The following is a 19,027-nucleotide window of genomic DNA, read 5'->3' on the forward strand; positions in this document are numbered from 1 at the left end:
TCAGCCGAGGGCCTCGCGCGTCGGGGCCGACCAGGAGGCAGTACGTGGGCAGGAGGCAGTGGTGACCGCCGTCGCACCCAAGCCGATCGCGACCACGCCGTACCCGGCGCGGGAGTCGAAGCGTGGATCGTTCGTCGGGCGGATGCTCAAGACGACGGACCCGAAAGACATCGCGATCCTGTACCTGGTCACGTCGTTCGGGTTCTTCCTCGTCGGCGGGCTCATGGCGCTGCTCATGCGCGCCGAGCTGGCGCAGCCGGGTCTGCAGATCCTGTCGGTGGACCAGTACAACCAGCTGTTCACCATGCACGGCACGATCATGCTGCTGCTGTACGCGACGCCGATCCTCTTCGGCTTCGCCAACTACATCGTCCCGCTGCAGATCGGTGCCCCGGACGTCGCGTTCCCGCGTCTGAACGCCTTCTCGTACTGGCTGTTCCTCTTCGGCGGCATCATCGTCGTGTCGGGGTTCTTCACCCCGGACGGCGCCGCCGCGTTCGGCTGGTTCGCCTACACGCCGCTCTCGGACGTCGTGCACTCGCCGGGCCTCGGCGCCGACGTCTGGATCGTCGGCCTGGTCGTCTCCGGTCTCGGTACCATCCTCGGTGGCGTCAACTTCGTCACGACGATCGTCTGCATGCGCGCCCCGGGCATGACGATGTTCCGGATGCCGATCTTCACCTGGAACATCCTGGTGACGGTCGTGCTCGTGCTCCTGGCGTTCCCGATCCTCACCGCCGCGCTGCTCGGCCTCGCCGCCGACCGCCACCTGGACGCCCAGCTCTTCGCGCCCGAGCACGGCGGCGTGATCCTCTGGCAGCATCTGTTCTGGTTCTTCGGGCACCCCGAGGTCTACATCGTCGCGCTGCCGTTCTTCGGCATCGTCTCCGAGATCTTCCCGGTCTTCAGTCGCAAGCCGATCTTCGGTTACAAGACGCTGATCTACGCGACGCTGTCGATCGCGGCCCTGTCGGTCGCGGTGTGGGCCCACCACATGTACGCCACCGGCGCGGTGCTGCTGCCGTTCTTCTCGTTCACCACGTTCCTCATCGCCGTGCCGACCGGCATCAAGTTCTTCAACTGGATCGGCACGATGTGGCGCGGCCAGCTGACGTTCGAGACACCGATGCTGTTCTCGGTCGGCTTCCTGGTGACGTTCCTCTTCGGCGGCCTCACCGGTGTCCTGCTGGCCAGCCCGCCGCTGGACTTCCACGTGTCCGACTCGTACTTCGTGGTGGCGCACTTCCACTACGTGCTGTTCGGCACGATCGTGTTCGCCACCTACGCCGGCATCTACTTCTGGTTCCCGAAGATGACCGGCCGGATGATGGACGAACGGATGGGCAAGTTCCACTTCTGGCTCACGTTCATCGGGTTCCACATGACGTTCCTGGTGCAGCACTGGGTCGGCAACGAGGGCATGCCGCGGCGCTACGCCGACTACGCGCCCACCGACGGGTTCACGACGCTCAACACGATCTCCACGATCGGGGCGTTCATCCTCGGGGCCTCCACCCTGCCGTTCCTGTGGAACGCGTTCCACAGCTGGCGCTACGGGCGTCCGGTGGAGGTCGACGACCCCTGGGGCCACGGCAACTCGCTCGAGTGGGCCACGTCGTGCCCGCCGCCGCGGCACAACTTCACGGAGCTGCCGCGGATCCGCTCCGAGCGCCCCGCGTTCGAGCTGCACTACCCGCACCTCACCGAACGGATCCGGCTCGAGGCCCACGTGGGCTCGGGGCACGCCAGCATCGGTGAGGCCGCGGCGGGGCAGACCGGTCAGGAGCACCTCCCCGGCTCCGACCCCCGGAACAAGTGAGCCGCGCGGTCCCCGACCTCCCGTCCGACGGCGAGTTCCCGGAGCCGACAGCCGTACTGTCCGACCCCGTCTCTCCCGACGCCGATCCCGGGCCCGACCCGGTGCCGGTCCTCGTGACCGTCACCGGGCCGGACTTCCCGGGCGTCAACGCGGCGCTGTTCGCCGTGCTGGCCGAGCACGAGGCGGCCATGCTCGACGTGCAGCAGGCCACGATCCACCACCGGATCACGCTGTCCGCTCTCGTCACGCTGCCCGGCGACCCGGCCCGTCTCGAGGCGGCGCTGCAGCTGACGATGCCTTCGCTGGGGTTGTCGGTGAGCGTGGAGACCGGCGGCGACGCGTCGGCGGTGCACCCGTTCTCCACCCACGTCGTGCTCGTGCTCGGCCGCCCGATCACCGCGGCCAACTTCGCCGAGGTCGCCCGTGGCCTCGCGACACTGCGCGTCAACATCGACCGGGTGCGGCGCATCGCCGACTACCCCGTGACGGGTCTCGAGCTGCGCGTCTCGCTGCCGGCGGTCGATCCGCCCGACGACACCGCGCTGCGCCAGGCGCTCGCCGCGGCCGGTCGCCGGGCGCGCTGCGACGTCGCCGTGCAGCGGGTCGGGCTGGCCCAGCGCGCGAAGCGGCTCATCGTCTTCGACGTCGACTCGACGCTGATCCAGGGTGAGGTCATCGAGATGCTCGCCGCGCGCGCGGGCTGCGAGGACGAGGTCCGCGCGATCACCGAGTCGGCGATGCGCGGTGAGATCGAGTTCGCCGAGTCGTTGTACAAGCGCGTGGAGACGCTGGCCGGGCTGCCCGTGAGTGCCCTCGACGAGGTCGCCGACGAGCTCGAGCTGACCCCGGGGGCACGGACCACGGTGCGCACGCTCAAGCGCCTGGGCTACCGCTGCGGCGTGGTGTCGGGCGGCTTCTCGACGATCATCGACCGCCTCGTCGAGGACCTGTCGCTCGACTTCTCGGCAGCCAACGAGCTCGAGATCGTCGACGGACGCCTCACCGGGCGGGTGATCGGCACCGTGATCGACCGCGCGGGCAAGGCGGTGGCGCTGGAGCGCTTCGCCGCCGAGGCCGGCGTCCCGCTCGACCAGACCGTGGCCGTCGGCGACGGCGCCAACGACCTGGACATGCTCGCGGCCGCGGGGCTCGGCGTGGCGTTCAACGCCAAGCCGGTGGTCGCGGCCGCCGCCGACACCGCGCTGTCGTACCCCTACCTCGACGCGGTGCTGTTCATCCTCGGCGTGACCCGCGACGAGATCGAGGTGGCCGACGCCGCGGAGGGACTGCTGCGCCGGGTCCCGCTGTGACGGGAGACGAGGCGCGGCGGAGCCCGTCCCGAGCGACGAGCCTGGTGCCGGAGCTCTCGGCGCTGGCGCCCCTGGCGGCGCGGGTGTGCCCGTGGTTGGTGGAGGGCGGCACGCAGCGATCAGGGGAGCCCGCCGAGAGGGGAGCCGCCGCACCGGAGGCGGACGAGCGTCCGGCGTCCTGGGACTCGGACGGGGAACCGGCCGACGGGGTCGTGCGGGCGATGACGCTGATCCTGCGCCTGGAGCGGGCCGGCACCGACGGGTCGAGCTCTGCTCCGCCTCGTCTCCCGGCGACGCGCACGGCGGTGCTCGAGGCGGCCGCCGCCGCGGCCGTCGCGCTCTGCCTCGACGAGCGCGCCGCGCCCGAGGGGGAGTGGTACGACGCCGTGGCGACCTGGGCGGGCGCCGGGCGTATCCGCAAGCTCTCCCGGCGGGCGCGGACGGCGCACTGGCGCGCGGTGCAGCAGGTGCCGGGGGTGACGGTCGGCGAGCTGGTGCGCGCGCTGGTGCCGGGGCCGGTCGACGACGTGCCCCACGAGGTCCGGCGCCTGCAGATCGGCGGCACCGACCTCCCCGCCGACGAGCCCGGGCCCCCCTCGCCCGGCCGGCCGGTGATCTGGCTGAGCCCGGAGGTCGAGCAGACCGTGGGCAAGGCCGCCGCCCAGGTCGGACACGCGAGCATGATCCTCGCGACGGTGCTGGGTGCCGACGGCGCCGATCCGGCCGATGCTCTGCAGGCGTCGGTCCGCCCGGCGTCGCGCGCGGAGTGGGCCCGCTGGGTGGCAGCGCTCGACGCCGACCCCACGGGCCGGGCGGCGTGGGAGGGGCACGGCATCGTCCCGGTGCGCGACGCCGGGTTCACCGAGGTCGCGCCGGGGACCGTGACGTGTGTGGCCGGGCGGGCGGGTGCGTCATGACGCGCGTCCTCGTCGCCGGCTCCCGGGTGCGCAGCGAGCGCTCGGACGCCGAGACCCGCCCGCTGGTCGCGGCGCTGGGCGCCCACGGGGTGGACGCCGCCGACGCCCCGTGGGACGACGAGACCGCCGGCTGGGCCGACGCCGACCTCGTGGCTGTCCGCACCACCTGGGACTACACCGAGCGCCGCGACGACTTCCTCGCCTGGGCGACGAAGGTCGCGGCGGCCACGCGCCTGGTGAACCCACTGCCCGTGCTGACCTGGAACAGCCACAAGCGCTACCTCGTGGAGCTCGCCGAGGCGGGCGTGCCGACGGTGCCGACGACGCTGCTCCCGCACGGGGGCGCGACGCCCGAGGACCTGGGTCGCGGGCCGGTGGTGATCAAGCCGGCCGTGTCCGCCGGCGGCCGCGGAACCTTCCTCGGGCACCCCGACGACCTGCGCGGCACCGTCGCCGACCTCCTCGGCGTCGGTGACGTCCTCGTCCAGCCGGCCGTCGAGAGCATCGGGCGCGACGGCGAGGTGTCGCTGATCCGACTCGGCGGGACGTGGTCGCACGCGGTGCGCAAGCTCCCCGCCGCAGGCGGCTTCCTCGTGCACGAGAAGCACGGCGGGCGCCTCGAGGACCACACCCCGACCACCCGCGAGGTGGAGGTGGCCGAGGCGGCCCTGGCCCTCGCCCCGGGCGACGTCGCCGCCGCCCGCGTCGACCTGGTCCGCGTCGACGGCGAGCCGGTCGTCATGGAGCTGGAGCTCATCGAGCCCGAACTCTTCCTCCGCCGCGCCGCCGGCGCGCCCGACCGCCTCGCCGACGCCCTCCTGGCGCGTCTCTAGATGCCAGCGATGCCGCATCGCTCGAACACCCCCACGGTCACCCCGCGGCGACGCGGGGCGTGATGTGCAGGCGCGCGATGCGCCCCCGTCGTCGGTCATCTGCCGGTACGCACGCTGCGCCGCTACGACGAGGCCGGCCTGCTGACCCCCCGACGCGGTCGACCCGCACACCGGCTACCGCTACTACGGCCCCGAGCAGATCGCGACGGCCCAGGTCATCCGCTCGAGCACGCCGTGGGCGTCGACGGCCCGGTGCAGGAGACCTACCTCGTCGGGCCGCGCGATACCGACGACCCGGAACGCCGGCGCGCCGAGATCGGCCGGCCGGTCTTCCGGACCGCCTGACTCACGCGCCGCGCAGCCGCTCCAGCGCGCCCCGGACCACCGCCGGGTCCTGGGTCGTCCAGAACGGCGGCAGGGAGCCGCGCAGGAAGCCGCCGTACTGCTTGGTGGCGACGCGGGAGTCGAGCAGGGCGACGACGCCGCGGTCGCCGGTGCCGCGCAGCAGCCGGCCGGCCCCCTGGGCGAGCAGCAGCGCGGCGTGGGTCGCCGACACCGTCAGGAACCCGTTGCCGCCGCGCGCGTCGACGGCGCGCTGACGGGCCGAGACGAGCGGGTCGTCGGGCCGCGGGAACGGGATGCGGTCGATCATGACGAGCTGCAGCGACGCGCCGGGCACGTCGACGCCCTGCCACAGCGACAGGGTGCCGAACAGCACGCTCCCCACGTCGGCGGCGAACTTCGTGACCAGGGTGCCCGTCGAGTCGTCGCCCTGGCAGAGCACGGTGCCGTCCCAGCGCCCGCGCAGGTCCTCGGCCGCCTGCCTGGCCGCCCGCATCGACGAGAACAGGCCGAGCGCCCGCCCGCCGGCGGCGCGCACGAGGCCCTCGATCTCGTCGAGCATCGCCGGGGACGGACCGTCGCGCCCGGGCGGGGGCAGGTGGCGGGCGATGTAGAGGATGCCGGCCTTCGCGTGCGCGAACGGCGAGCCGACGTCGAGGCCGTGCCAGACGAGGTTGGTGGCCGGGTCGTTGGCGTGGCCCGAGCCCTCGTCGGGGATCGGCTCGGTGATCTCGCGGGAACCGCCGGCGGGGAGGCCCCACTGCCTCGCCAGCGCGTCGAACGACCCGCCGAGCGCGAGCGTCGCCGACGTCAGCACGACCGTCGACCGTCCGAACAACCGCGCGGCGAGCAGCCCGGCGACCGACAGGGGCGCGACGGACAGGGTGCGCGTCGTGGTCGAGTTCCGCTCGGTCTCGGACAGCCACACCACGTCCGGTCGGGTCGCCGGGTCCTCGCGGTCGAACGCCGTGAGCAGGCGCCCGGCCACGTCGTGGACCTCCTCGACGAGCGCGAGCGCGAACTTCCGCGAGGTGGCGCTCTCGGCGTGCTCCCCCGACTCGTCGCGGCCCTTGTCGCGGTCGGGCCCGAGTGCCTGGCGGCAGGCCCACGCCCGGTCGCGGATCGACGAGAGCATCCGGCCGACGGGCTCGGGCAGGCGCTCCCACCGGCCGGGGACCACGTCCTCGAGCACCGTGCCGAGGCCCTCGCCGGCGTCGAGCAGGGCGTCGGACAGCGACTCGTCGACGAGCTTGCCGCACCGCCGGGCCGCGGCCGTGACCGTCGCCGCGGTGAGCTCGCCGGTGGCCACCGACGTCACGCGGTCGACGAGGTTGTGAGCCTCGTCGACGACCACCACGTCGTGGTCGGGCAGCACCGCGCGGCCCTCGATGGCGTCGATGGCCAGCATGGCGTGGTTGGTGACGACGATGTCCGCGGCGCCGGCGGCGTGGCGGGCGTGCTCGGAGAAGCAGTCCTCGGCGACGGGGCAGCGCGCGGCGCCCAGGCACTCCCGGGCACTGACCGACACCTGGCGCCACGCGCGGTCGGGCACACCGGGGACGAGCTCGTCGCGGTCCCCGGTGGTGGTCTTCTCGGCCCACTCGTGCAGGCGCGTGACCTGGCGGCCGAGCGCCGAGACCTGGAACGGATCGAACAGCTGCTCGTCGACGGGGTCCTCGGCCTGCGCGCTGCTCTGGATCTTGTGCAGGCAGAGGTAGTTGGCCCGGCCCTTGAGGATCGCGAAGGTGGGCTCCCGGCCGAGTTCAGGCTCGAGCGCCTTGGACAGGCGCGGGAGGTCGCGGTCGACGAGCTGGGTCTGCAGGGCGATGGTGGCGGTCGCGACGACGACGGCCTGTTCGCTCTCGAGCGCATGGCGGACGGCAGGCACGAGGTAGGCCAGGGACTTCCCGGTGCCCGTGCCGGCCTGGACGGCCAGGTGCTCGCCCGTGCGCAGCGCGCGCTCCACGGCGGCGGCCATCTGCTGCTGGCCCTCGCGCTCGCTGCCGCCGAGCGCGGAGACCGCCGCCGCGAGCAGCTCGGCCACCGGGGGAGGCCCAGTGATCGTGTCCGTGCTCGCGTCTCCCACGACGGTTCAGACTACGGAGAGGGCCGAACGGTTCCATGGAGGCTCACGGCCCCAGCTCCCAGAGCAGCCGGTAGTACGCCGTCCGCACCGGGTCCGGCGCCACGCCGTAGGCGCTGAGCAGGGCGTTCTCGTGGCCGGGGCCGTAGTTCCAGATCGTGCTCCAGGTGGCGACGGCGAGGTCCGCCCACCGGTCGGCCACGCCCAGACCGCCGAGGTCGACGTGCCCGGCGGGCGACCCGTCCTCGCCGAGCAGCGTGTTGGGGACGCACGCGTCGCCGTGGCAGACGACGAGGCGGTCGACCGGGGGCGGTTCCGCGACGGCGGTCAACGCGTCGTCGACGGTCAGCGCCCGGTGGTCGGGGTGCCACGCCCTCGGCTCGTGGGAGCGGCGCCGCGCGTCGGCCACGCGGGCGGGCGCCGACCAGTCGAACGGGCACCCGGCGACGGGCAGCGCATCGTGGAGGGCCCGCAGTCCGCGTCCGACGGCCTCCACGGCGCGCTCGGGCGCGGCGATCCACCGCGGCTCGACCGCGCTTCGTCCCGGGAGGGCGGTGGTGACGAGCAGGTCGGGGCGGGCGTCGAGGACCGTCGGCACTCGCGTGTGATGGCCGGCCCAGCGCAGGCGGTCGGCCTCGACGGCGAGGTCGGGCGCGCCGGGCGGCGACCACTTCGCGAACCGCCCGGTCCCGAGCGCGAACGTGAGCCCGCCGAGCTCGTTGCGCCAGATCGGCCGTACCTCCTCGCCACGCGCCACGGCCAGGACCGCGGGTGGGACGGGGACGTCGCCGGGCGGCGCGGCGACCGGGGCCCAACCGCTCAGCGTGCCGACCCCGTCAGCGTCACGCCGGCCCCGGCCATCTCCTCCTGCGCGCGGGCGGTGGTCTCGGGCAGGACGCCCGCGGTGAGGTCGAGGAGCACGGTGGTCGCGAAGCCGTCACGTGCGGCGTCGAGGGCGGTGGCGCGCACGCAGTGGTCGGTGGCGATGCCGACGATCTCCACGGCGTCGACGCCGCGGGCGCTCAGCCACGGCGTGAGCAGATGCCCGTCGCTCGCGTGGCCCTCGAAGGCCGAGTAGGCGGCCTCGAAGCGGCCCTTGGTGAAGACCTCCTCGAGGCGGTGGACGTCGAGGTCGGGGTGGAACGCGGCGCCGGGGTGCCCGAGCCGGCAGTGCGGCGGCCAGGAGTCGACGAAGTCGGGCGTCGAGGAGAAGTGGTCGCCGGGGTCCTCGTGGTAGTCGCGGCTGGCCACGACGTGGGCGTACCGCGTCGCCGATCGCCCCAGGAAGGCGCTGATCGCCGACGCCGTCGCGGCCCCGCCGTCGACGCCCATCGAGCCGCCCTCGCAGAAGTCGAGTTGCACGTCCACGACGATGAGTGCGGTCGTCATGGCGTTGAGCCTACGGGGGTGCCACGGACCGGTGATCTGTGTTCAGTTCCGTCCCTTCTGTCTCTAGCGTCACTCTCGCTACCGATCTCGTCACGGATCCAGCGGGGGCAGGATGCGGCGGAATCGCCGGGATGCGCGACAGCGCCGTCGGCGGCTCCCGTGACGAGGACCCCCTGGCGGCCCCTGCCGGAGGACCTCGACCGTCCTCCCGACGAGCTCGACCTCACCGACCCCCCGGTGGCCGAGCGGCGTCGCGCGGTGCTGCTCGCGGCCGGCGTGCTCGCGCTGCCGGTGCTGGCCGTCGCCGTGTCGTTGGGGCTCCCCGGGACCGACGCGGTGCCGCACCCGTCGGCGCACGTCGCCGAGGCACCGATCGACGTCGGGGCGCTCGGGGCGACCGGCGTGCCACCCGGGGCTCGGGTGCCGCCGGCCCCGGTGCCCGTGGCCGCAGGGCCCGTCGACGCCACCGGGATCCCGGCGCGCGTGCGGCAGGCCTACCGGGGCGCCGAGACCGCGCTGGGCAGGTCCGAACCCGCCTGCCGGCTGCCGTGGACGCTGGTGGCGGCGATCGGGCGCGTCGAGTCCGATCACGCCGCCGCCGGGGCGGTCGCGGTCGACGGGCGGACGATCACACCGATCCGCGGCCCGCGCCTCGACGGCACCGGCGGCCACCCGTTGCTCGTCGACACCGACGGCGGGCGCCTCGACGGCGACCCGGGTGTCGACCTCGCCGCCGGCCCGATGCAGTTCCTCCCGTCGAGCTGGGCGATCTACGGCGCCGACGGCGACGCCGACGGCGTGGCCGACGTCGACGACGTCGACGACGCGGCCGTCGGCAGTGGGCGCCACCTCTGCGCCGGCGGTGCCGACCTCTCCGACCCGGCGCGGCGCGCGGCGGCCGTGTTCGCCTACAACCGTTCCGACGCCCACGTGACCCGGGTGCTCGCGATCGAGGCCGCCTACGCGGCGGGCGCCCCGGCGCCGGAACTGCCGCCGGCTCCCTGCGCGTCCTCGGTGCCGGCGGTCCCGGAGGTCCCGGAGGCCCCGGAGGTCCCGGAGGTCCTGGCCATCGCGCCGGCCCCGACCCCGGCGCCCCCGATCGAGCCGCCGACCGTGACCGGGGCGACGGAGACCCCGGCGGCCACCACGCCGCCGACGCCGCCCCCGACCTCCACGGCGGCGCCGACGACGTCGACGACCCCCGGACCCAGGGAACCGTCGGTGACCGATCCGACCCTCGAGGACGCGACTCCCTCACCTCTGTTCGGCGCGCCTTGAGGTGATCAACGGGGACCTCGCGCGCATAGAAGCAGCGAGATACCCGTTCGCTGCGTCCCGCCGGCGCGCCTCAGAGCACGAAGGTCGTGGGGATCGCGGGTTCGCCGCGCGAGAGCTTGAGGCCCTCCCAGGGCACCGCGACGAGCTGGCGGCGTAGGTGCTCGCGGGACTCGTCGAGGGTCGGGAGCTCGCCGACGAGCTCGCCCTTGAGCACCAGGGGGACGGGGACGACGCGGTCGTACTCGCCGACCTCGACCTCGGCGTCGAGGCGGTGCACGACCTCCTCGACGGCGGTGCCGGTCGGCTTGTGCCGGCGCAGCACCGACTTGGCGCCGCCCCGCGACTCCTTCGACGAGCTGCGCTTGGCCACCGGGCGCCCGTCGACCTCGACGAGCTTGTAGACCATCCCGGCGGTCGGCGCGCCGGAGCCGGTGACCACGGACGTGCCGACCCCGTAGGCGTCGACGGGCTCGGCACGCAGGGAGGCGATCGCGTGCTCGTCGAGGTCACCCGAGATCACCACGCGGGTCCTCGTCGCGCCGAGGGAGTCGAGCTGGGTGCGGGCGCGCTGGGCCATGACGCCGAGGTCGCCGGAGTCGATGCGCACCGCACCGAGCTCCGGGCCCGCGACCTCGATCGCGGTGGCGATGCCCTGGGTGATGTCGTAGGTGTCGACGAGCAGCGTCGTCCCCGCCCCGAGAGCCTCGATCTGGGCGCGGAACGCGTCGGCCTCGGTGTCGTGCAGCAGGGTGAACGCGTGGGCGCTGGTGCCGGTGGTCGGCACCCCGAAGCGGCGGTGGGCCTCGAGGTTCGACGTGGCCTGGAACCCGGCGAGGTACGCCGCGCGCGCCGAGGCGACCGCGGCCTCCTCGTGGGTGCGCCGCGAGCCCATCTCGATCAGTGGGCGGCTGTTGGCCGCCGTGGTCATGCGGGCCGCCGCCGAGGCGATCGCGCAGTCGTGGTTGAGCACCGAGAGCGCCAGCGTCTCGAGCAGCACGCACTCGGCGAACGTCCCCGTCACCGAGAGCACCGGCGAGCCGGGGAAGTACAGCTCTCCCTCGGGGTAGCCGCTGACGTCGCCGGAGAAGCGGTGCCCGGTGAGGAACTCGGCGGCGCGGTCGCTCACGGCGCCGGCGTCGCGCAGCACGGCGACCTCGGGCGCGTCGAACGTGAACCGGGTGATCGCGTCGAGCAGGCGGGGAACGCCCGCGACCACGCCGTACCGCCGCCCGTGGGGCAGGCTGCGCGCGAACACCTCGAAGGTGCAGCGCCGCTGCGCCGTGCCGTCGGCGAGGGCGGCGTCGAGCATCGTGAGCTCGTACTGGTCGGTGAGGAGCGCCGTGCTCGGCCCCGGATAGGTCACTCGGCCAGCCTAGGAGGACACGGAGCAACGAGGGGAGCACGCCGATCGGGGAGCCGGACCGCCGAGAACCGCCTGCCCCCTGCGGGTCCGCCGGTGGAAGTGTCACCATGGAGGCATGTGTTCGGCCTCCGGCGCGGTAGCTCCGCTTCGCTTCGCGCCGCCCGAGGTGCGTCTGTCCGCTCCGGCCGAGCCGGACGTCGACGAACGGACCGAGGAGTCCCTCGACGAGGCGACCCTGGCCGACACCCCGTGGCAGACGATCGTCTGGAACGACCCGGTCAACCTGATGTCGTACGTGACCTACGTGTTCCAGAAGCTCTTCGGCTACGACAAGGCCAAGGCCACCGCGCTGATGATGGACGTCCATCACAAGGGGCGGGCGACGGTCTCGTCGGGCAGCCGCGAGAAGGTCGAGGGCGACGTGTCCCGCCTGCACGCGGCAGGCCTCTGGGCGACCATGCAGCGGGCGAGCTAGCGCGGGTGAAGGCTCCCCGTTGAAGGCGTGGAAGAGGCAGGGGCGCGGCGACCGCGTCCGCTACGTCGCCGTGCTCGACCGCCCCGAGGCGTCGGTGCTGCGCGGGCTGATGGGTCAGGTCGAGCAGATGCTCACCGGCCGCAACGCCGCCGCGCCCGACGACGAGCTCGCGGCGCTCACGGGCATCCGCACCGGCCCGTCGACGGCGCCCGACGACCCGGTGCTCGCCCGCCTGCTGCCCGACTTCGCGTCGTCGGAGCAGGACGACGCCGGGGAGCTGTCCGCGGCGATGCGCTCGGTGCGCGAGCCCGAACTCATCGAGGCCAAGTTGGACGCCATCGCCACGGTCCTGGCCACCTGCCCCGCCGGGGGCGGGCGGGTCGAGCTCGCGCCGTCGCAGGCCGAGGAGTGGCTCTCGGCCGTCAACGACGTGCGGCTGGCCCTGGGCGTCGCGCTCGAGGTCACCGAGGACATGCCCGAGCAGCTGCCCGCCGACGACCCCCGCGCCGACCACCTGCCCGTCTACCACTGGTTGACGTGGCTGCAGGACTCGCTGGTCGCCAGCCTGATGCAGTGACAATGCTGACGGGCTGACCCGGACGCATCCACGTACCCTGGATGCCGTGCTGGTGATCCGGGCCGATCTCGTCGACGAGATGGTCGCGCACGCCCGCCGGGACCACCCGCTGGAGGCGTGCGGCCAGCTGACCGGCCCGGAAGGGTCCGACCGGCCCGAGCGCTACATCCCGATGACCAACACCGACGCGGTCTCCAGCGACTACGCGTTCGACTCCCGCGAGCAGCTGCGCGTGCACCGCGAGAGCGAGGAGCGCGGCGAAGAGCCGGTCGTCGTCTTCCACTCGCACACGCGGGTGCCGCGCCGCCCGCTCACGGACACCGGCCTGCCCGAGGCGTACCCGTCGGAGAAGGACATCCAGTACATGGGCCTCCAGCCGGGGGTCCACTTCGTCATCGTCGCCCTGACCGGCCCGGACTCCGAGACGGACCTGCGCTCGTTCCTGCTGGACGACGCGGGCGCGGTCGTCGAGGACGACGTGGCGGTGGTCGAGAACTACATGTTCGCCCACACCGGCTCCGACGACGTCCCGGACCCCGCCGGCTCCTGACGCCTCCGAACCCGGCGTCCGCGCTGGGTCACGGAATGTCGCGTCACCGTGCGACGCTGTCCACCGCAGAACACCCGCACATCCGAACCGGAGGGTATCCGTGTCCGCCACCGTCTCGATCCCGACCATCCTGCGCACCCACACCGGCGGGGAGAAGCAGGTCAAGGCCGAGGGCTCGACGCTCCAGGACGTCATCGCCGACCTCGAGGCCAACCACCCCGGCATCAAGGACCGGCTGGTCACCGACGGCGCGCTGCACCGGTTCGTCAACGTGTACGTCAACGACGAGGACGTGCGCTTCAGCGGCGGCCTCGACGCGCAGGTGCCCGACGGCGGCACCGTGACGATCCTGCCGGCCGTGGCCGGCGGGCGCTGAGACCCCGGATCCCATGACCCGGTACGACTCCCTGATCCACGCCCTGGGCGACACGCCCATGGTCGGGCTGCCGTCCTTCTCGCCGGCGCCGCACGTGCGGCTGTGGGCGAAGCTCGAGGACCGCAACCCGACCGGGTCGATCAAGGACCGGCCGGCGCTGCGGATGATCCAGGCGGCCGAGGCCGACGGCCGGCTCACCCGCGGCTGCACCATCCTCGAGCCGACCTCGGGCAACACCGGCATCTCGCTGGCCATGGCGGCCAAGCTCAAGGGCTACGAGCTGGTCTGCGTCATGCCCGAGAACACCTCGGCCGAGCGTCGCCAGCTGCTCGAGATGTACGGCGCCCGGATCATCTTCTCGCCGGCCGCCGGGGGGTCGAACCAGGCCGTCGCGACGGCCAAGGACATCGCCGCCCAGCACTCCGACTGGGTGATGCTCTACCAGTACGGCAACCCGGCCAACGCGCTCGCGCACTACGAGGGCACCGGTCCGGAGATCCTGCGGGACATGCCGACGATCACCCACTTCGTCGCGGGCCTCGGCACCACCGGCACGCTCGTCGGCACCGGACGCTTCCTGCGCGAGCACAAGCCGGACTGCCAGATCATCGCCGCGGAGCCCCGTTACGGCGAGCTGGTCTACGGCCTGCGCAACATCGCCGAGGGCTTCGTGCCCGAGCTGTACGACCCCGACGTGCTCACCGGCCGCTACTCGGTCGGGGCGTACGACGCGCTGCGGCGCACCCGCCAGCTCGTCGAGCAGGAGGGCATCTTCGCGGGCATCTCCACCGGCGGCATCCTGCACGCCGCCCTGGCCCAGGCCGAGAAGGCCGCCGGTGCGGACGACGAGGCCGACATCGTCATGGTCGTCTGCGACGGCGGGTGGAAGTACCTGTCCACCGGCGCCTACAGCGGCACGCTCGAGGAAGCCGCCGACGCGCTCGAAGGCCAGCTCTGGGCCTAGACCCGCCCCGGTTGCCTCGACTGACCACGCCAGCGCACGAACAGCCGGTCGAGGCTGAGCCGTCCGGGACCGACGAGCAGCAGGGCCACAGAGGCAGCGCCCATGATCAAGGCGAACCCGGAGCCACTGCCGTCCTCCCCCGTCACGAGCGGCTCGCCGGGATGGACCCAGATCAGCGCTCCGAGCATCACGATGGCGAAACCGAGCGCGAACACGCGGGTGAGCGCTCCGACGATGACGGCAATTCCGCCGAGGAACTGCGTGTACGCCCCCATCGGCGCACTCAGCTCGGGAAAGGGGATTCCCGCATCGCGATAGTTCTCGACGTTGGCACTCACCCCGCCTTCCTGGCTGATATCACCCCAGCCATGAGCGATGAAGATGACGCCGGCCGCGAGCCGGAGCACGAGCAGCCCGGCATCACCAGCGCCCTTGCCGATCCGGCTCAACGGGAATTCGGTCAGCGACGGGAAAGTGATGGACACGGTTCCTCCGATCGGCGGTAAGAGTACGTCCAGTGGAACACGGACGAGTCGACCGAAGGAAAGACTCGGTCGGTCATTGCTTGTACTCTGACGGTATGGCCGGGCTCCGAGATCGCGATCTGCGGTTCTTCGTCGCGGTCGCGGAGGAGCTGAGCTTCACGCGGGCGGCGGAGCGGCTGCGCATGGCCCAACCGCCCCTGTCCCGCGCGATCCGCGAGCTCGAACGGCGACTGGGCGCGGACCTGTTCCGGCGGGACACGCACCGCGTTGAGATCACCGAGTACGGCGCGGGGCTGCTCGACGATGCGCGCCACGCTCTGGATGTGCTCGACCGGTTCGAGCGCCGGGCGCGGCGAGCGGCTCAGCCGCAGCCGCCGCTGGTCGTGACCGCGAAGCCCGGCATCGCCGCCGGCATGCTGCAGCTGATCGTCGACGCCTACGCCGGCCGCCCCCACGCGGTCCCCGTCGAGATCGCGGTCAGTGGCTACCGCGCGCAGGCCGACATGGTGCGGGACGGTCGAGCCGACGCTGCCCTCGTCAGCTCCCCCTACGACGATCGGGGGCTGGACTCCATGCCGCTCACCACCGACCCGCGGGTGGTCGCCGTTCCGATCGAGCATCGGTTGGCCCACCAGAGCGTGCTGCGGTGCCGTGATCTTCGCGGCGAACCCGTGCCCACGTGGCCCGAGGAGACTCCGATGGAGCGGGCGTTCTGGACGGGCCAGGACGGCGACTCCGACCGACCGACAGCGGATGGTCGTGAAGCTTCCGCCCCGGAAGTCAGCGACCCGACGCAGCTGCTCGAAGTGGTCGGGCTCGGCCAGGCTGTGGCGCTGATCCCGGCTCCGCTGGCCGAGCGCAACCCTCGCCCCGACATCGTCTACCGGTCGGTGCAGGATGCCAGCCCGTACATCGTGGCCGCGGCGTGGCCCGCCGGCTCGCGATCACGACCCGTCGCCGAACTCGTGAGTATCGCGGCCGAGCTGTACACCGGCGCTGCGCCACGGTGATCCCGAGCGGGACGCTCGGCGTTCCCCGGTGGATGCGACGAACGTTCACGGCGAGCGACCCCGGTCATTCTCAGGGTCGTACCCCACGCGGATCCGGCGCGCGTCGCCGTACTGTCGACGGCGTGACCAGCCCGGCGCGTCCGTCACCCCGCATTCTGCCCGCACAGCCGCTGCGGGCGGCGATCCTCATGGTCGGGATCGTGGCGCTGCTCTGGCTCATCGAGCTGGCCGATCGCACGGTGTTCGTCGCGCTCGATCCGCCGCAGGGTCTCGACGACGACGGCATCGTGCCGCGCAGCCTCGAGGGGCTCGGCGGCATCCTCTGGGCGCCGATGCTCCACGGCGGCTTCGATCACCTGGCGAGCAACACCGTGCCGCTGCTCGTGTTCGGGTTCCTCGTGCTCGCGGGCGGGCTGGGTCAGTTCGTCGCGGTCACCGCCGTCATCTGGGTCGTCAGCGGCGTCGGCACCTGGCTCATCGGCAGCCCCGGGTCCACCATCGGCGCGTCCGGCGTCATCTTCGGCTGGTTCGCGTTCCTGCTGGTCCGCGGCTTCTTCGCGCGCTCGGCGGCCCAGATCGTCGTGGCCGTCGTCCTGTTCGGAATCTACGGCGGCCTGCTGCTCGGCGTGTTCCCGAGCAACCCCGGCATCTCCTGGCAGGCCCACCTGTGCGGCGCGATCGGCGGGGTGCTCGCCGCCCGGGTCGCCGTCGCCGCCGACCGGCGCCGGGCCGGACCGACGGGAACACCCGCCGTGCCCTGAGGTGTGCGGATATCGGTTTCGTCTCGTGAGCGGTGTGGTCCCCGTGGGCCTGTGCGAACGGGCAGGTCCGGCCCGTAGGGTGCGCGCGTGGAACTGATCGTCCTGGGATGCTCCGGCAGCGGCGCCGGTCCGCACTCCCCGGCCTCGGGCTATCTCGTGCGCGCGGACGACACGTCCCTGGTGCTCGACCTCGGCAACGGTGCGTTCGGTGCCCTCCAGCGGCACATGGACCCGTTCGACCTCGACGCCCTGGTGCTCTCGCACCTCCACCCGGACCACTGCGCGGACGTCTCGGGGCTGATCGTCCACCAGCGTTGGCACCCGGACGGTCCCGGCAAGGTCATCCCGCTGCACGGCCCCACCGAGACCGAGGTCCGTCTCGCCGTGGCCTACGCGCCGTCGTCGGACGAGCGCGTCGCCACCGACCTCACCGACGTCTTCTCGTACCGTCCCTTCGCCCAGGGCCCCGCCGCGATCGGGCCGGTCGCCCTGACCAGCGCGCCGGTCGACCATCCCTGCGAGGCCTACGGCATCCGCCTGGAGTACGAGGGCCGCTCGCTCGTCTACTCCGGCGACACCGGACCCTGCCGCGAACTGATCGGGCTCGCGCGCGACGCGAACGTCCTGCTCTGCGAGGCGACGTGGAGTGACGGCCCCGAACGACCGCCCGGCGTCCACCTCTCGGGCCGCCAGGCCGGGCGCACCGCCCGCGAGGCCGGCGTGGCGCGGCTGCTGCTCACGCACGTGCCCGCGTGGGAGGACGGCCCGGCGCTGCTCGCCGAGGCCCGCGAGGAGTTCTCGGGTCCCACGGAACTCGTCGTCCCCGACGGCCGCTACACGATCTAGGGGGATACGAGCGATGCGGCATCGCTGGCGTCACAGGCCAGGATCACCACATCCTCGCTGCGCGACACGCCGACGCTCGACGCGCGCCGGCTCCTGCTTCTCGGCGCGCCGCCGCGGGGCGGGCACGAAGAGCGCCACGACGACCGCCGCCGCATAGCAGGCTGGTTCTGCCCGCCGCCACGACGCGACCCGAGGCGCTCCTTCGTCGCGCCCGGTGCCGGTCGCCGACGGAGGGCCCGACGGCGGGCGCGGTGCCCGGTGACTCCTAGGGTGGTCGCCCGTGGCACGCAGCGACGGCAGGGCGGACGACGAGCTCCGCGAGATCAACATCCAGCGGGGGTTCCAGCAGCACCCGGCCGGGTCGGTGCTCGTCTCCTTCGGGCGGACGACGGTGCTCTGCGCGGCCAGCGTCACCGAGGGCGTCCCACGCTGGCGCCAGGGCAGCGGGCTCGGCTGGCTGACCGCCGAGTACGCGATGCTGCCGTCGGCGACGCACACCCGCAGCGACCGCGAGTCGGTCAAGGGCCGGGTCGGCGGGCGCACCCACGAGATCAGCCGCCTCGTCGGCCGCGCGTTGCGCGCCGCGATCGACCTGCGTGCGCTCGGCGAGAACACCATCCAGCTCGACTGCGACGTGCTCCAGGCCGACGGCGGCACCCGCACCGCGGCGATCACCGGTGCCTACGTCGCCCTCGCCGACGCCGTGACCTGGCTGCGTCACCACAAGCGTCTCGCCGACCCCCAGCCGCTGTCCTGCTCGATCGCCGCGGTCTCCGTCGGCGTCGTCGACGGCCGGGTGCGCCTCGACCTGCCGTACGAGGAGGACTCGCGCGCCGAGGTCGACATGAACGTCGTGGCCACCGACACCGGCACGCTCGTCGAGGTCCAGGGCACCGGTGAGGGCGCCACCTACACCCGCGCCACCCTCGACGCCATGCTCGACAGCGCGCTCGCCGGCTGCGCCCGCCTCACCGAACTCCAGGCCGCCGCGCTCGCCGAGCCGTACCCGGGAGAGCTGCCGTGAAGATCCTGTTGGCCACCCGCAACGACGCCAAGCTCGCCGAGCTGCGCCGGCTGACCGGTGGGCTCGCCGGAACCTGGGAGGTGGTCGGGCTCGAGGACGTCCCCGCGTTCCCCGAGGCCCCCGAGACCGGCGCGACGTTCGAGGAGAACGCGCTGGCCAAGGCGCGCGACGCCGCCGCGGCGACCGGGCTGCTCGCCGTCGCCGACGACTCCGGGCTGGCCGTCGACGCGCTGAACGGGATGCCGGGTGTGCTGTCGGCGCGCTGGTCGGGACGCAGCCAGAAGGGGTCCGGCTCGACCTCGCGCGTCGAGCGCGACGCCGCGAACCTCGCGCTCCTGCTCGACCAGATGGCCGACGTCCCCGAGGACCGCCGGGGCGCCGCGTTCGTCTGCGCCGCGGCCGCCGCGCACCCCGACGGGCGCGAGATCGTCGTCGTCGAGCGCTGGCCCGGCCGCCTCATCCGCCTCCCGCGCGGCACCAACGGCTTCGGCTACGACCCGGCGTTCGTCCCCGAGGGCGAGTCGCGCACGTCGGCGGAGATGGAGCCCGAGGAGAAGGACGCGGTGTCGCACCGGTCGCGGGCCCTGCGGGGGCTGATCCCGAGACTCGCGGAACTCGGTTAGTG

The 19,027-nt window shown here is 73.3% G+C and carries 20 protein-coding genes; 15 read left to right on the plus strand and 5 right to left on the minus strand.

Features of this window, described 5'->3' with window-relative positions:
- The first annotated feature begins 61 nt into the window (after nt 1-61).
- The 4 genes from ctaD to AC2A1K_RS03775 all read left to right on the plus strand — a co-directional run bounded on the left by ctaD (nt 62) and on the right by AC2A1K_RS03775 (nt 4,879).
- A complete protein-coding gene (gene ctaD / locus AC2A1K_RS03760) occupies nt 62-1,819 on the plus strand; it encodes an aa3-type cytochrome oxidase subunit I (protein WP_483894968.1) in 1,758 nt (585 codons plus the stop codon).
- Between the two features lie 101 nt (nt 1,820-1,920).
- Nucleotides 1,921-3,129, plus strand: a complete 1,209-nt coding sequence (gene serB, locus AC2A1K_RS03765) for a phosphoserine phosphatase SerB (protein WP_483895098.1) — start codon at nt 1,921-1,923, stop codon at nt 3,127-3,129.
- A 44-nt stretch (nt 3,130-3,173) separates the two neighbouring features.
- The gene (locus AC2A1K_RS03770) at nt 3,174-4,046 is read left to right on the plus strand and encodes a peptidyl-tRNA hydrolase (RefSeq protein ID WP_483894969.1); all 873 of its coding nucleotides are present in this window, start codon (nt 3,174-3,176) and stop codon (nt 4,044-4,046) included.
- Entirely contained in the window at nt 4,043-4,879 is an 837-nt protein-coding gene (locus AC2A1K_RS03775; RefSeq protein ID WP_483894970.1) for an ATP-grasp domain-containing protein, read from the plus strand. Before AC2A1K_RS03770 ends, AC2A1K_RS03775 begins: the two co-directional genes overlap by 4 nt.
- A gap of 346 nt (nt 4,880-5,225) precedes the next feature.
- Here the strand turns inward: AC2A1K_RS03775 and AC2A1K_RS03780 are convergent, their stop codons facing one another.
- The 3 genes from AC2A1K_RS03780 to AC2A1K_RS03790 all read right to left on the minus strand — a co-directional run bounded on the left by AC2A1K_RS03780 (nt 5,226) and on the right by AC2A1K_RS03790 (nt 8,693).
- A complete protein-coding gene (locus AC2A1K_RS03780; protein ID WP_483894971.1) occupies nt 5,226-7,307 on the minus strand; it encodes an ATP-dependent DNA helicase in 2,082 nt (693 codons plus the stop codon).
- Between the two features lie 43 nt (nt 7,308-7,350).
- A complete protein-coding gene (locus tag AC2A1K_RS03785; RefSeq protein ID WP_483894972.1) occupies nt 7,351-8,061 on the minus strand; it encodes a phosphotransferase in 711 nt (236 codons plus the stop codon).
- 62 nt (nt 8,062-8,123) lie between these two features.
- Nucleotides 8,124-8,693, minus strand: a complete 570-nt coding sequence (locus AC2A1K_RS03790) for an isochorismatase family protein (RefSeq protein ID WP_483894973.1) — start codon at nt 8,691-8,693, stop codon at nt 8,124-8,126.
- A 159-nt stretch (nt 8,694-8,852) separates the two neighbouring features.
- Here AC2A1K_RS03790 and AC2A1K_RS03795 point away from each other — a divergent pair, with 159 nt between their 5' ends.
- Nucleotides 8,853-9,971, plus strand: a complete 1,119-nt coding sequence (locus AC2A1K_RS03795; protein WP_483894974.1) for a lysozyme family protein — start codon at nt 8,853-8,855, stop codon at nt 9,969-9,971.
- Between the two features lie 70 nt (nt 9,972-10,041).
- On the opposite strand, the gene AC2A1K_RS03800 is transcribed toward AC2A1K_RS03795, so the two are convergent.
- Nucleotides 10,042-11,280, minus strand: a complete 1,239-nt coding sequence (locus AC2A1K_RS03800) for a nicotinate phosphoribosyltransferase (RefSeq protein WP_483895099.1) — start codon at nt 11,278-11,280, stop codon at nt 10,042-10,044.
- Between the two features lie 169 nt (nt 11,281-11,449).
- Between AC2A1K_RS03800 and clpS the strand changes: the two genes are divergently transcribed.
- The 5 genes from clpS to AC2A1K_RS03825 all read left to right on the plus strand — a co-directional run bounded on the left by clpS (nt 11,450) and on the right by AC2A1K_RS03825 (nt 14,276).
- On the plus strand, nt 11,450-11,809 hold the full coding sequence (clpS, locus tag AC2A1K_RS03805; RefSeq protein ID WP_483894975.1) for an ATP-dependent Clp protease adapter ClpS: 360 nt from the start codon (nt 11,450-11,452) through the stop codon (nt 11,807-11,809).
- Between the two features lie 19 nt (nt 11,810-11,828).
- A complete protein-coding gene (locus AC2A1K_RS03810; RefSeq protein ID WP_483894976.1) occupies nt 11,829-12,386 on the plus strand; it encodes a DUF2017 domain-containing protein in 558 nt (185 codons plus the stop codon).
- A gap of 46 nt (nt 12,387-12,432) precedes the next feature.
- On the plus strand, nt 12,433-12,936 hold the full coding sequence (locus AC2A1K_RS03815; protein WP_483894977.1) for a M67 family metallopeptidase: 504 nt from the start codon (nt 12,433-12,435) through the stop codon (nt 12,934-12,936).
- 100 nt (nt 12,937-13,036) lie between these two features.
- Nucleotides 13,037-13,312, plus strand: a complete 276-nt coding sequence (locus AC2A1K_RS03820; RefSeq protein ID WP_483894978.1) for a MoaD/ThiS family protein — start codon at nt 13,037-13,039, stop codon at nt 13,310-13,312.
- 13 nt (nt 13,313-13,325) lie between these two features.
- On the plus strand, nt 13,326-14,276 hold the full coding sequence (locus AC2A1K_RS03825) for a PLP-dependent cysteine synthase family protein (protein WP_483894979.1): 951 nt from the start codon (nt 13,326-13,328) through the stop codon (nt 14,274-14,276).
- Here the strand turns inward: AC2A1K_RS03825 and AC2A1K_RS03830 are convergent.
- Nucleotides 14,273-14,761: a DoxX family protein gene (locus tag AC2A1K_RS03830; protein ID WP_483894980.1), complete on the minus strand. Its 489-nt coding sequence runs from the start codon at nt 14,759-14,761 to the stop codon at nt 14,273-14,275. The two genes, AC2A1K_RS03825 and AC2A1K_RS03830, sit on opposite strands and share 4 nt — an antisense overlap.
- A 95-nt stretch (nt 14,762-14,856) precedes the next feature.
- On the opposite strand from AC2A1K_RS03830, the gene AC2A1K_RS03835 reads away from it, so the two are divergent.
- The 5 genes from AC2A1K_RS03835 to AC2A1K_RS03855 all read left to right on the plus strand — a co-directional run bounded on the left by AC2A1K_RS03835 (nt 14,857) and on the right by AC2A1K_RS03855 (nt 19,025).
- Nucleotides 14,857-15,771, plus strand: coding sequence for a LysR family transcriptional regulator (locus tag AC2A1K_RS03835; RefSeq protein WP_483894981.1), 915 nt, complete (start codon nt 14,857-14,859; stop codon nt 15,769-15,771).
- 122 nt (nt 15,772-15,893) lie between these two features.
- Complete coding sequence (locus AC2A1K_RS03840; protein ID WP_483894982.1) at nt 15,894-16,532, plus strand: rhomboid family intramembrane serine protease; 639 nt, start codon at nt 15,894-15,896, stop codon at nt 16,530-16,532.
- Nucleotides 16,533-16,619: 87 nt separating this feature from the next.
- A complete protein-coding gene (locus tag AC2A1K_RS03845) occupies nt 16,620-17,378 on the plus strand; it encodes an MBL fold metallo-hydrolase (RefSeq protein WP_483894983.1) in 759 nt (252 codons plus the stop codon).
- Between the two features lie 280 nt (nt 17,379-17,658).
- Nucleotides 17,659-18,402 carry a ribonuclease PH gene (rph, locus tag AC2A1K_RS03850; RefSeq protein ID WP_483894984.1) on the plus strand — a complete coding sequence of 248 codons (744 nt, stop codon included), beginning with the start codon at nt 17,659-17,661 and terminating at the stop codon, nt 18,400-18,402.
- On the plus strand, nt 18,399-19,025 hold the full coding sequence (locus AC2A1K_RS03855) for a non-canonical purine NTP pyrophosphatase (protein ID WP_483894985.1): 627 nt from the start codon (nt 18,399-18,401) through the stop codon (nt 19,023-19,025). Before rph ends, AC2A1K_RS03855 begins: the two co-directional genes overlap by 4 nt.
- Nucleotides 19,026-19,027 lie beyond the last annotated feature (2 nt).

This window comes from Actinomycetospora sp. 2LY8.5 (assembly GCF_057180585.1).